The 11,884-nt window shown below is 65.3% G+C and carries 11 protein-coding genes; 8 read left to right on the top strand and 3 right to left on the bottom strand.

What is annotated here, in order from left to right; genetic code table 11:
• Nucleotides 1-105: 105 nt before the first annotated feature.
• Nucleotides 106-654 carry an RNA polymerase factor sigma-70 gene (locus AC1RL5_RS27105; protein WP_011062465.1) on the top strand — a complete coding sequence of 183 codons (549 nt, stop codon included), beginning with the start codon at nt 106-108 and terminating at the stop codon, nt 652-654.
• 33 nt (nt 655-687) lie between these two features.
• On the opposite strand, the gene AC1RL5_RS27100 is transcribed toward AC1RL5_RS27105, so the two are convergent.
• From AC1RL5_RS27100 to AC1RL5_RS27090, 3 genes are all read right to left on the bottom strand, one after another.
• Entirely contained in the window at nt 688-1,047 is a 360-nt protein-coding gene (locus AC1RL5_RS27100; protein ID WP_492589393.1) for a hypothetical protein, read from the bottom strand.
• A gap of 95 nt (nt 1,048-1,142) precedes the next feature.
• Entirely contained in the window at nt 1,143-1,937 is a 795-nt protein-coding gene (locus AC1RL5_RS27095; protein ID WP_093407954.1) for a substrate-binding periplasmic protein, read from the bottom strand.
• 96 nt (nt 1,938-2,033) lie between these two features.
• Entirely contained in the window at nt 2,034-2,657 is a 624-nt protein-coding gene (locus tag AC1RL5_RS27090) for a TetR/AcrR family transcriptional regulator (RefSeq protein WP_015636493.1), read from the bottom strand.
• A 186-nt stretch (nt 2,658-2,843) separates the two neighbouring features.
• Between AC1RL5_RS27090 and AC1RL5_RS27085 the strand changes: the two genes are divergently transcribed.
• The 7 genes from AC1RL5_RS27085 to AC1RL5_RS27055 all read left to right on the top strand — a co-directional run bounded on the left by AC1RL5_RS27085 (nt 2,844) and on the right by AC1RL5_RS27055 (nt 11,829).
• Complete coding sequence (locus AC1RL5_RS27085) at nt 2,844-4,634, top strand: acyclic terpene utilization AtuA family protein (RefSeq protein ID WP_492589394.1); 1,791 nt, start codon at nt 2,844-2,846, stop codon at nt 4,632-4,634.
• 10 nt (nt 4,635-4,644) lie between these two features.
• The gene (locus tag AC1RL5_RS27080; RefSeq protein ID WP_492589395.1) at nt 4,645-5,514 is read left to right on the top strand and encodes an SDR family oxidoreductase; all 870 of its coding nucleotides are present in this window, start codon (nt 4,645-4,647) and stop codon (nt 5,512-5,514) included.
• A gap of 3 nt (nt 5,515-5,517) precedes the next feature.
• The gene (atuC, locus tag AC1RL5_RS27075; protein ID WP_072450595.1) at nt 5,518-7,134 is read left to right on the top strand and encodes a geranyl-CoA carboxylase subunit beta; all 1,617 of its coding nucleotides are present in this window, start codon (nt 5,518-5,520) and stop codon (nt 7,132-7,134) included.
• Nucleotides 7,135-7,175: 41 nt separating this feature from the next.
• The gene (atuD, locus tag AC1RL5_RS27070; RefSeq protein ID WP_011062472.1) at nt 7,176-8,333 is read left to right on the top strand and encodes a citronellyl-CoA dehydrogenase; all 1,158 of its coding nucleotides are present in this window, start codon (nt 7,176-7,178) and stop codon (nt 8,331-8,333) included.
• The gene (locus AC1RL5_RS27065; RefSeq protein WP_072450596.1) at nt 8,330-9,127 is read left to right on the top strand and encodes an enoyl-CoA hydratase/isomerase family protein; all 798 of its coding nucleotides are present in this window, start codon (nt 8,330-8,332) and stop codon (nt 9,125-9,127) included. Before atuD ends, AC1RL5_RS27065 begins: the two co-directional genes overlap by 4 nt.
• A gap of 57 nt (nt 9,128-9,184) precedes the next feature.
• On the top strand, nt 9,185-11,140 hold the full coding sequence (locus AC1RL5_RS27060) for an acetyl/propionyl/methylcrotonyl-CoA carboxylase subunit alpha (RefSeq protein ID WP_492589396.1): 1,956 nt from the start codon (nt 9,185-9,187) through the stop codon (nt 11,138-11,140).
• Between the two features lie 149 nt (nt 11,141-11,289).
• Entirely contained in the window at nt 11,290-11,829 is a 540-nt protein-coding gene (locus tag AC1RL5_RS27055) for a 3'-5' exonuclease (RefSeq protein ID WP_011062475.1), read from the top strand.
• The last annotated feature ends 55 nt before the right edge of the window (nt 11,830-11,884 follow it).

The following is an 11,884-nucleotide window of genomic DNA, read 5'->3' as shown; positions in this document are numbered from 1 at the left end:
CTCAATTGACAATCATTATCATTCAGCCTAATTTGTCGCTCGATGTGTAGGACGGGTCAGATTTTTCTGACGTCCCACTAACCTCTTTGCAACAAGGTGATTTCCATGACGGAACAAGTATCCACAAGCAGGTGCGATTCACCGTTACTCCAGGCTTTTGTCGACAACCGTCTGATCCTGGTGAAGATTGCAGCCCGCATTACCGGCTGCCGATCCCGGGCTGAAGACGTGGTTCAAGATGCGTTTTTCCGCCTGCAGTCAGCGCCGCAGATCACCTCCTCGTTCAAGGCCCAGCTCAGTTACCTGTTCCAGATCGTGCGCAACCTGGCCATCGACCACTACCGCAAGCAGGCGCTGGAGCAGAAGTACTCGGGTACTGAAGAGGAAGGCTTGAATGTGGTTATTCATGGCGCTTCACCTGAAACCTCCCACATGAACTTTTCCACCCTGGAAAACATCGCCGAAGCCCTGACCGAGCTGCCCAGCCGCACGCGCTACGCCTTCGAGATGTACCGCCTGCATGGCGTCCCGCAAAAGGACATCGCCAAGGAGCTGGGGGTATCGCCGACCCTGGTCAACTTCATGATTCGCGATGCCCTGGTGCATTGCCGCAAAGTCTCGGGCAACCGCCCCGATACCTTCGCCCGTCGCTGACTGGCGCCCTGCATGACCCGGCTTGAAGGGTGCCTACACCTCAAGCAGGCCACTGCGGCCAAGCACCAGTAACGCTGCACGTTTATGCAACAGATCGAACTCCTGCTGGCAGAACCGACAACGGTCATGCGCAGCACAGGGCGGCGCGTGGGCGCCTGGCGCCGGCCGCTGCGCACCTGGCGGGTCCAGATACAGGGCATGTACCTGGGCCGACAGCCAGAAAGCCAGCCGATCCTGGCGCGCCGCCTCGGCTGCCTGGGCATCCACCGGCACGGGCGCCTGCCCCCGGCCCCGCAGAGACTCGAACAGCCTTTGGCGGGCGATGATCTCATCGATTCCCGTGAGCTGGCTAGTGGGCAGGGCTGCAACATTCAGCGGATCAACAGGGGACATGGCAGCGCTCACCGTCGGTTGGGCATTCAACCAAGTGACGTGGGCCGCCGCCGGAAATTTAGCCCGTCGCGGGCCGGGCCGGTCGCTGCGTGATGTCAGGCGTGGGGCACGCTCATCACCACAATGCGATAGGGATCGAAGATCTTGTGCATCTGGCCGTTGTCCCGCAGTTTTTGCAGGAGCCCGGAAAAGTCTTCGGCCGTGATCGGCGCCTTGGGCCGGATCAGGGCGTAATGGTGGTAGACCTGATCGATGCGTTCGGAAACCAGCAACTGCTCCGTGCTTTCGGCATTGCGCGCCAGGAAGTCGCTGAGGTAGGAGCGGGTCACCAGGGCGATGTCCGCCCTGCCCCGCAGGACCATCAGCAGGTTGCTGTCATGGGAATAGGTCAGGGTGGCGTTGTAGGTGTCGGCCAGGAACTTGGGGTCGGCGTTGAACTGGGCGAAGGCGTAGTGATAACCGCTGAACAGGGCCAGGCGCTTGCCCTTCAGGTTGGCGAAATAGTCCTGCTGGCGCCCGCCCTGACGCTGGGCGACGAAAATTTCCGCGTCTTCCAGGCCCATGTCGACACTGGTGTGGGCAATGTTCTGCCAGCCCCAGGCCGGGTTCTCGAAGATCGCCAGGTCCACCCGGCCCTGCTCGAAATCGCGGAAACGCCGGGGAATCGAGGTGGGCACCAGGACGAACTGATAGTCGCTCTGGGACTGGTTGAGGGCTTCCACCAGTTGCGGCAGCAAACCGGTGTCGGCACCGGTTTCTGGACGGACGGTATAAGGCGGGAAATGCGCCGCCGCGACCCGCACCAGCTGCGCCGAGGAGGCCGGACAGGCCCAAAGTGTTGCCAGCGCCAGCAAGAGCATTCGCAAGGCTGACCGCAGCGGCAAGGACATCAAGGCAACACACCTCAAGGAAATGAAAATGAATGAGCTAAAGCTAGGCGTTTTCAGCCACTTCGACAATGTTGCCACGCACAATTAGCCAGCCGCTCAATGATCCTTGAGCACCAGCAGCAGGGCCTCCTGGGCCAGCTGTTCCAGGGTCATGCTGCCCTCGGCACGAAACCAGGTGGTGGTCCAGGACAGGGCGCCGGTGAGAAAGCGCCGGGTAATGAACACATCGCCCTTGATGAACCCCGCCTCCTTGGCCTCCCCCAGCACCTGCAGCCAGATCTGTTCGTAGATATCGCGCAGCGCCAGGACGGCTGCCTGGCCTTCCGGGGACAGTGAGCGCCACTCGTACACCAGCACCGCCATGGCTTCACCGCTGCCGCCCATGATCGACTGCAGTTCACAGCGGATCAGCGCCAGCACCCGTTCGCGCACGCTGCCGGCCTCGGCCAGTTCAGCGCGCATCAAGGCGGTGTTGTAGTGGATGGTTTCCTGCATCACCGCCCGCAGGATGTCGTCCTTGCTCTTGAAGTGATGAAAGATGCTGCCCGACTGGATGCCCACCGCGCTGGCCAGGTCACGCACGGTGGTGCGCTCGTAACCCTTGTTGCGAAACAGGTGCGCTGCGGTTTGCAGCAGTTTGCCCCGGGCGCTCTCGGGGTCGGTCACCTGGCCACTGGCGATCAGCTCGCGTACTACCTGCAGGGCTTTTTGCTCGTCCACCGGTGTTCTCCTACCTTCACGTCATCAATAGCTCAGCGTAACCCGGCAAATCCGGGCGCGGCGCGCGCAATTTAAGCCTCTGCCGGTTACCAAGCAAGCGCTTGGCCAGAAGAATAGGCCAACGTATTTACAAACCAAGCGCTTGCTTGGTAGCCTCCTCGCAGTTCTTCATTCGAGAGCCCTGTCATGACCAAGACCGTAAGAATCGGCTGCGCCAGTGCCTTCTGGGGCGACACCAGCAGCGCCGCAGCGCAGTTGGTGCAAGGCGGCCGCCTGGACTACCTGGTGTTCGACTATCTGGCAGAGATCACCCTGTCGATCATGGCCGGGGCGCGCATGAAGGACCCGACGGCGGGCTACGCCACGGATTTCGTCGAGGTGCTCAAACCCTTGCTGGGCTCGATCCGCGAACAGGGCATCCGGGTCATCAGCAACGCCGGCGGGGTCAACCCGCAGGCCTGTGCCAGTGCCTTGCAGGCCGCCTGCGAACAGGCCGGGGTGGCGCTGAAGATCGCCGTGCTGCTGGGGGACGACCTGCAACCGCAGTTCAAGCAGTTGAGCCACGCCGCCATTGTGGAGATGTTCAGCGGCGCGCCACTGCCGCCAATGTGCGTCTCCACCAATGCCTACCTCGGTGCCCCCGGCATCGTCGAAGCGCTGCGCCTGGGGGCGGATATCGTGATCACCGGCCGCGGCGTCGACAGCGCGGTGGTCAGCGCCGCCCTGGTCCACGAGTTCAACTGGTCCTGGCAGGATTACGACCGCCTGGCCCAGGCCGCCCTGGCCGGGCACATCATCGAATGTGGCGCGCAGTGCACCGGCGGCAATTTCACCGACTGGCGCCAGGTGCCGGACTACGAACATATCGGCTTCCCCATCGTCGAGGTCGGCGCTGACGGCCAGTTTGTGGTCGGCAAGGCACCCGGTACCGGAGGGCTGGTGAGCCCGCTGACGGTGGGCGAACAACTGCTGTACGAAATTGGCAACCCCAGGGCTTATCTGCTTCCGGATGTGGTGTGCGATTTCTCTCAGGTGGAACTGCGGCAACAGGGCCCGGAAAGGGTTCATGTACAGGGTGCCAGGGGCCTGCCCCCCAGCCACCAGTACAAGGTCAGCGCCACCTACCCGGACGGCTTCCGCTGCACCGCCAGTTGCCTGATGGCCGGGATCGACGCGGTTGCCAAGGCGCACCGGGTCAGCCAGGCGATCATCGACAAGACCAGCGAGATGTTCGCCCAGCGCGGCTGGGGGCCCTACAGCGAAGTGAACATCGAACTGCTGGGCAGCGAGGCCACCTACGGCCCCCACGGCCAGCGCCAGGACAGCCGCGAGGTGGTGATCAAGCTGGCGGTGCGCCATCCGAACAAGGCGGCGCTGGTGCTGTTCTCCCGGGAAATCGCCCAGGCCGCCACCGGCATGGCCCCGGGGCTCACCGGCATCGTCGGTGGCCGGCCGACGGTGTACCCGGTGATCCGCCTGTTCTCCTTCCTGCTGGACAAGGACGCCTGCCGGCTGGAGATCGACCTTGCCGGCCAGCGTCACCCTTGCGCCCTGCCGCACACCGACCGCCTGGACCCGGCGGCCCTGCCCGCCCCCCATTCCCTGCCCGCCCCCCGCGGCCGCGCCGATGCCAGCGTGGCGCTGGTGAAGCTGGCGGTGGCACGCTCCGGCGACAAGGGCAACCACAGCAATATCGGGGTCATGGCGCGCCACCCCGACTACCTGCCGTGGATCGCCGAAGCCCTGACTCCCGAGGTGCTGGTGGACTGGATGGGCCATGTGCTGGACCCGGTGCATGGCCGGGTCCAGCGCTGGTACCTGCCGGGCACCCATAGCCTCAACTTCCTGCTGGAGAACGCCCTGGGCGGCGGCGGCGTCGCCAGCCTGCGCATCGACCCGCAAGGCAAGGCCTTCGCCCAGCAGTTGCTGGAAATCCAGATCCCGGTGCCGCAGAGCATCGCCGACGCCGTCAATTAAAGGAGCTGCCGTGGTGTACGACTCGATTTTCAAAGCGCAATTGTTCGCCGGCCAGACCATCATCGTCACCGGCGGCGGCAGCGGTATCGGCCGCTGCACTGCCCACGAACTGGCGGCCCTGGGGGCCCAGGTGCTGCTGGTGGGGCGCAAGGCGGAAAAACTGCAGAAGGTCGCCGGCGAAATTGCCGAGGACGGCGGCAAGGCCGACTGGCAGGCCTGCGACATCCGCGACGAGGAAGCGGTCAAGGCCCTGGTGGCCCGGCTGATGGAGCGCTTTGGTCCGATCCATGGCCTGGTGAACAATGCCGGCGGCCAGTACCCGGCGCCCCTGGCCTCGATCAACCAGAAGGGTTTCGAAACCGTGCTGCGCACCAATCTGGTGGGCGGCTTCCTCATGGCCCGGGAAGTGTTCAACCAGTCCATGAGCCGCCACGGCGGCAGCATCGTCAACATGCTCGCCGACATGTGGGGCGGCATGCCCGGCATGGGCCACTCCGGTGCGGCGCGCTCGGGAATGGACAACTTCACCAAGACCGCCGCCTACGAATGGGGGCACGCCGGGGTGCGGGTCAACGCGGTGGCGCCGGGCTGGATCGCCTCCAGCGGCATGGACACCTATGAAGGCGCGTTCAAGGCAGTGATCCCCACCCTGCGTGAACACGTACCGCTCAAGCGCATCGGCAGCGAATCGGAAGTCAGCGCCACCATCGTTTTCTTGCTCAGCCCCGGCGCGGCCTTCATCAGCGGCAGCACCCTGCGCATCGACGGCGCCGCCAGCCTGGGCAGCCGTGCCTGGCCCCTGGGCAAGGCACGCAACAGCGAGTCCTACAACGGCTTCCATCGCGCCTACCTGCCCGACGTACTCAAGGGCGAGGAATAAGCCATGCCGGTGATCCAGTCCCAACTCGACCCCCACGGTCCGCAGTTCGCACAAAACCGCGCAGCCATGCTGGCGGGCCTGCAACAGTTGCAGGAACTGCAGCAGAACCTGCTGGCCAAGGCCGCCGAAGCCAAGGCCAAGTTCGACCGGCGCGGCCAACTGCTGCCCCGCGAACGCCTCAACCTGCTGCTGGACCCGGGCGCGCCGTTTCTCGAGCTGGCCAGCCTGGCCGGCTACAAGCTGCACGACGACAAGGACGGTACCCAGGCCGGCGGCGGCCTGATTGCCGGCATCGGCTATGTGTGCGGCGTGCGCATGCTGGTGGTGGCCAACAACTGCGCGATCAAGGGCGGGACTATCTCCCCCAGCGGCCTGAAGAAATCCCTGCGCCTGCAACAGATCGCCATGGAGAACAAACTGCCAGTGGTGACCCTGGCGCAAAGCGGTGGCGCCAACCTCAACTACGCTGCGGAAATCTTCGTCGAAGGTGCACGCAGCTTCGCCAATCAGGCGCGGATGTCGGCCATGGGCCTGCCGCAGATCACCGTGGTCCATGGCTCGGCCACCGCCGGCGGCGCCTACCAGCCCGGACTCTCGGACTACGTGGTGGTGGTGCGTGGCGAGGCCAAGCTGTTTCTCGCCGGCCCGCCGCTGCTCAAGGCCGCCACCGGTGAAGTGGCCACCGATGAAGAACTGGGGGGCGCCGAGATGCACGCCCAGGTGGCCGGCACCGCCGAATACCTGGCGGAAAACGACGCCGACGGCATCCGCATCGTCCGCGAGATCGTCAGCCTGTTGCCGTGGAACGCCCGACTGCCAGTGCAGCCCGCCAGGACCTGGAACGAGCCGCTGTATCCCATCGACGAGTTGCTCGGGCTGATTCCCGACGATCCGAAGAAGCCCTACGACGCCCGGGAAATCATCGCCCGCCTGGCAGACGGCTCGCAGTTCCTGGAGTTCAAGGGCGAGTTCGATGCCCAGACCCTCTGCGGCCACTTGCAGATCCAGGGCCGGCCCTGCGGCTTTATCGGCAACAACGGCCCGATCACGCCCCAGGGCGCGAGCAAGGCCGCGCAATTCATCCAGCTCTGTGACCAGAGCCAGACCCCGCTGCTGTTCTTCCACAACACCACCGGCTTCATGGTGGGCACCGAATCCGAACAGCAGGGGGTGATCAAGCACGGGGCGAAGATGATCCAGGCGGTGGCCAATGCCCGAGTGCCGAAGCTGACCATCGTGGTCGGTGGCTCCTACGGCGCCGGCAACTATGCGATGTGCGGCCGTGGCCTGGACCCGCGCTTCATCTTCGCCTGGCCCAACAGCCGCACCGCGGTGATGGGCGGCGCCCAGGCCGGCAAGGTGCTGCGCATCGTCACCGAGGCCAAGCATGCGAAGAACGGCCAGGAAGCCGACCCGAAGATGCTCGACATGCTGGAACAGGTCACCGCGCAGAAGCTCGACAGCCAGTCCACGGCGCTCTACGGCAGCGCCAACCTGTGGGACGACGGGCTGATCGACCCGCGCGATACCCGCACTCTGCTGGGCTACCTGCTGGACATCTGCCATGAGGCGCAGGTGCGCGAGCTGGCGCCCAACAGCTTTGGCGTGGCGCGGTTTTGATAGGACATTTCGCGGTCTGACCCCACTTGAGGAGAACAACAATGATCTTCACCCAGGAACACGAAGAACTGCGGCGCACGGTGCGCCAATTTGTAGACCGCGAGATCAACCCCCACGTCGAGGAATGGGAAAAGGCCGGGCGCTTTCCCATCCACGAGATTTTCCGCAAGGCCGGTGAACTGGGGCTGCTGGGCATCTCCAAGCCGGAAAAATTCGGCGGCATGGGCCTGGACTACAGCTACTCCATCGTCGCCGCCGAGGAGTTCGGCACCATCCATTGCGGTGGCATTCCCATGTCCATCGGCGTGCAGACCGACATGTGCACCCCGGCCCTGGCGCGCTTCGGCTCCGATGAACTGCGCGACGAGTTTCTGCGGCCGGCCATCACGGGCGAGCAGGTCGGCTGCATCGGCGTCTCCGAAGTCGGCGCCGGTTCCGATGTGGCCGGGCTCAAGACCCACGCCCGCAAGGACGGCGACGACTACGTGATCAACGGCAGCAAGATGTGGATTACCAACTCCCCCAGCGCCGACTTCATCTGCCTGCTGGCCAACACTTCGGACGACAAGCCCCACGTCAACAAGTCGCTGATCATGGTGCCGATGAACACCCCGGGCATCAGCCTCAGCTCGCATCTGGACAAGCTCGGCATGCGCAGCTCGGAAACCGCCCAGGTGTTCTTCGACAATGTGCGGGTGCCTCAACGCAACCGCATCGGCCACGAAGGCGCCGGTTTCATGATGCAGATGCTGCAGTTCCAGGAGGAACGGCTGTTCGGCGCGGCGAACATGATCAAGGGCCTGGAGTACTGCGTGGACAGCACCATCGAGTACTGCAAGGAGCGCAAGACCTTCGGCAGCCCGCTGATCGACAACCAGGTGATCCACTTCCGCCTGGCCGAGCTGTCCACCGAGATCGAGTGCCTGCGGGCCCTGGTCTACCAGGCCACCGAGCAGTATGTACGCGGCCAGGACGTGACCCGGCTGGCTTCCATGGCCAAGCTCAAGGCCGGGCGCCTGGGCCGCGAGGTCAGCGACAGTTGCCTGCAATACTGGGGCGGCATGGGCTTCATGTGGGATAACCCGGTGGCCCGGGCCTATCGCGATGTGCGCCTGGTGTCCATCGGCGGCGGTGCCGACGAGATCATGCTGGGGATCATCTGCAAGCTCATGGGCATCCTGCCGGGGAAAAAGAAATGAACCCGCTCCCTGCCTGCCAGACCCTGCTGCTGGAGCCGCGCAACGGCGTGCTGTTCATCAGCCTCAATCGCCCGCAAAACCGCAATGCCATGAGCCTGCAGATGGTCGCCGAACTGCGCACGGTGATGGCCGCGGTCCGTGACCGGCGCAGCGTCCGTGCCCTGGTGCTGCGCGGCACCGGCGAGCACTTCTGTGCCGGTGGCGACCTCAAGGACATGGCCGGCGCCCGGGCCCATGGCAGCGCCGCCTACCGTGAACTGAACCGGGCCTTCGGCGCCCTGCTGGAAGAAGCGCAGCACCTGCCCCAGGTGCTGGTGTGTGTGCTGCAGGGCGCGGTGCTGGGGGGCGGTTTCGGCCTGGCCTGTGTCAGCGACATCGCCATCGCCGAGCACTCGGCCCAGTTCGGCATGCCGGAAACCAGCCTGGGCCTGCTGCCCGCGCAAATTGCCCCGTTCGTGGTGCAGCGCATCGGCCTGGCCCAGGCCCGGCGCCTGGCCCTGACCGCCGCCCGTTTCGATGGCGCCCAAGCCCAGCGCCTGGGCCTGGTGCACTTTGTCGAGAACGATGCCAAGGCCCTGCACGAACGCCTGGAGCAGCAGCTTTCCCTGGTGCTGCGCTGCGCCCCGGGGGCCAACGCGGCGACCAAGGCCTTGCTCCTGGCGAGTGTCGACCAACCGCAGGGGCCATTGCTGGACCAGGCCGCCAACGACTTCGCCGATGCAGTCCTGGGTGAGGAAGGGGTCGAGGGCACCCTGGCCTTCGTGCAGAAACGCAAACCGGCCTGGGCCAACTGAGCCCTTGTAGGAGCCGGCTTGCCGGCGAACGCCCCCCACCGATTCCCGGGAGCCTGTATGCCCAATTTCAACAAGATCCTGATCGCCAACCGTGGCGAAATCGCCTGCCGCATCCAGCGTACCGCCCAGGCCCTGGGCTATCGCACCGTGGCCGTGTTCAGCGATGCCGATGCCGAGGCCCTGCATGTGCAACTGGCTGACGAAGCGGTGCATATCGGCCCGTCCGCGGTACAGCAGTCCTACCTCGACGGCGCCGCGCTGCTGGAAGCGGCACGGCGCACCGGTGCCGACGCCATTCACCCGGGCTACGGATTTCTTTCGGAAAATGCCGAGTTCGCCGCCGCCTGTGAAAGCGCCGGCCTGGTGTTCATCGGCCCCAGCGCTGCCGCCATCGAGCTGATGGGCAGCAAGCGTCGCTCGAAGATCGCCATGCTCGAAGCCGGCGTGCCGTGCATCCAGGGCTATCAGGGGGCGGAACAGGACGACGCCACCTTGCAGCGCGAAGCCCAGCGCATCGGCTATCCGCTGATGATCAAGGCCAGCGCCGGCGGTGGCGGGCGTGGCATGCGCCTGGTACACCAGGCCGGCCAGTTGCTGGAACAGATCCGCACGGCCCGCTCCGAAGCCCTGCACGCCTTCGGCAGCGACGAACTGATCCTGGAGCAGGCGCTGATCGAGCCGCGGCACGTGGAGGTGCAACTGTTCGGCGACCAGCATGGCCAGTTGATCTACCTGGGTGAGCGGGATTGCTCGATCCAGCGCCGCCATCAGAAGGTCATCGAAGAGGCGCCCTGCCCGGTCATGACCCCGGAGCTGCGCCAGGCCATGGGCGAGGCAGCGCTCAAGGCCGGGCGGGCGGTGAACTATGTGGGCGCCGGTACCGTGGAATTCCTCCTGGATGCGAGCGGGCAGTTCTATTTCCTGGAGATGAATACCCGGCTGCAGGTGGAGCACCCGGTCACCGAACTGGTAACGGGCCTGGACCTGGTGGCCCTGCAACTGCAAGTGGCGGCCGGCGAGCCGCTGCCCCTGGGCCAGGAGCAGGTGCGCCTCGACGGCCACGCCATTGAAGTGCGGCTGTATGCCGAGGACCCGGCACAGAACTTCCTGCCGCAGACCGGCCAGATCCTGCGCTGGGAGCCGGCACCAGGGATCCGCACCGACCATGGCTTGCAGGAAGGCCAATGGATCAGCCCGTTCTACGACCCGATGCTGGGCAAGCTGATCGCCCACGGTGCTACCCGCGAAGAGGCGCGGCGCAAGCTGCTGCGTGGCGTCGAGGATTGCGTGCTGCTGGGGCTGGAAAGCAACCGCCGGCTGCTGGCCAACCTGCTGCGCCACCCGGTGTTCGCCAGCGGCCACTTCAGCACCGCCTTCATTGCCGAGCATTTTGCCCAGGACCCGAGCCTGCGACCCCAGGAGCCCACTGCCGAGGAACTGGCCATCGCCGCTGCGCTCTTCCACCACCACAGCGCCAGCGCCCATGGCCCGGCGCTCAATGCCTGGAGCAACAATGCCGGGGTGCCCCTGGACTACCGGCTCGGGGTGCAGGACCGGCAATGGTCGCTGCACCTGAACGCACTGCCCTCGGGCGCTGTGCAGGTGCGCCAGGGCGATGGGCTGCTGGAGCTCAAGGTACGCAGCGCCGATGGCCGGCGGGCCAGCCTGGAGATCAACGGCATTCGCCGCCCGTGCGCCTATCGGCTGGAGGGCGGGGAGCTGTGGTTGAGCAACGCCAAGGGCAGCCTGCACCTGGTGGATCGCACCCATGCCCCGGCCCAGGGCCAGAACACTGCCTCCAGCGGTACGCTCAAGGCGCCCATGGACGGGGCGATCGTCGATGTACTGGTCAGTGAGGGCATGCACGTAAGCAAGGGCCAATTGTTGCTGGTGCTGGAGGCGATGAAGATGGAGCACCCGCTCAAGGCCGGGATCGACGGGGTGATCACCCGGGTCCAGGTCAACCTCGGGGACCAGGTGAAAAACCGCCAGGTACTGGTGGAAGTGGAGTAGCCCGGGCACCTTCCAGCAGATCCAGGCAGACGGGGCATCGGTCGGGACGATGCCCCCTCGATGCGCTCAAGCAGCCGTCCCCCTAGGCGGATGCCTCGGCTTTGGCTACGCTCAAGCCTCTTCAGGATGTTTCAAGGCTGGAATTCGTGATGCCCCACTGGCTGGTAATAGATCTGGAAGCCACGACGGATGAAGGGGGCTGGCCGGTGAGCGAGATGGAAATCATTGAGATCGGCGCCACCCTGGTCAACCGTCAGGGCCGGGAACAGGACCACTTCCAGCGTTTCGTCCGCCCCTTGCGGCGCCCCATGCTGACGCCGTTCTGCCGCGAACTGACCCACATCACCCAGGCCAATATCGACAGCGCCGCGCCCCTGAGCGAGGTCTGGGGCCTGTTCGAGCGCTGGCTCGGCCAGCATCAGCCGCGCCTGGAAGGCTGGGCCAGCTGGGGCGACTACGACCGCAAGCAGTTGCAGCTGGAATGGCACAACCAACAGCTGCACAGCCTGCTCAATGAGGTGCCGCACATGAACCTCAAGCAGCGCTTCGCCAAGGCCCGGCGCCTGGAGCGGCCCCTGGGGCTCAATGCAGCCCTGCAACTGGCCGGCATGCAGTTCACCGGCCAGCAGCATCGGGCCCTGGAAGATGCGCGCAATACAGCACGCTTATTACCGCTGATTCTTCCTTGATGGCGGCAGGTGACGGCCCTGAAGGCCTTGTGCATACTGGCCGCCCTTTTTGACC

This window comes from Pseudomonas sp. GW822-FHT06D10, assembly GCF_058799535.1.
Note: the sequence above shows the minus strand (reverse complement) of the source record. Positions and strands in the feature narration are given on the sequence as shown.

Coding starts and splice junctions, on each gene's coding strand:
- AC1RL5_RS27100 (WP_492589393.1), bottom strand. CDS start 1,047: ATGTCCCCTGTTGATCCGCTGAATGTTGCAGCCCTGCCCACTAGCCAG.
- AC1RL5_RS27060 (WP_492589396.1), top strand. CDS start 9,185: ATGCCCAATTTCAACAAGATCCTGATCGCCAACCGTGGCGAAATCGCC.
- AC1RL5_RS27055 (WP_011062475.1), top strand. CDS start 11,290: ATGCCCCACTGGCTGGTAATAGATCTGGAAGCCACGACGGATGAAGGG.
- AC1RL5_RS27105 (WP_011062465.1), top strand. CDS start 106: ATGACGGAACAAGTATCCACAAGCAGGTGCGATTCACCGTTACTCCAG.
- atuC (WP_072450595.1), top strand. CDS start 5,518: ATGCCGGTGATCCAGTCCCAACTCGACCCCCACGGTCCGCAGTTCGCA.
- AC1RL5_RS27085 (WP_492589394.1), top strand. CDS start 2,844: ATGACCAAGACCGTAAGAATCGGCTGCGCCAGTGCCTTCTGGGGCGAC.
- atuD (WP_011062472.1), top strand. CDS start 7,176: ATGATCTTCACCCAGGAACACGAAGAACTGCGGCGCACGGTGCGCCAA.
- AC1RL5_RS27065 (WP_072450596.1), top strand. CDS start 8,330: ATGAACCCGCTCCCTGCCTGCCAGACCCTGCTGCTGGAGCCGCGCAAC.
- AC1RL5_RS27095 (WP_093407954.1), bottom strand. CDS start 1,937: ATGTCCTTGCCGCTGCGGTCAGCCTTGCGAATGCTCTTGCTGGCGCTG.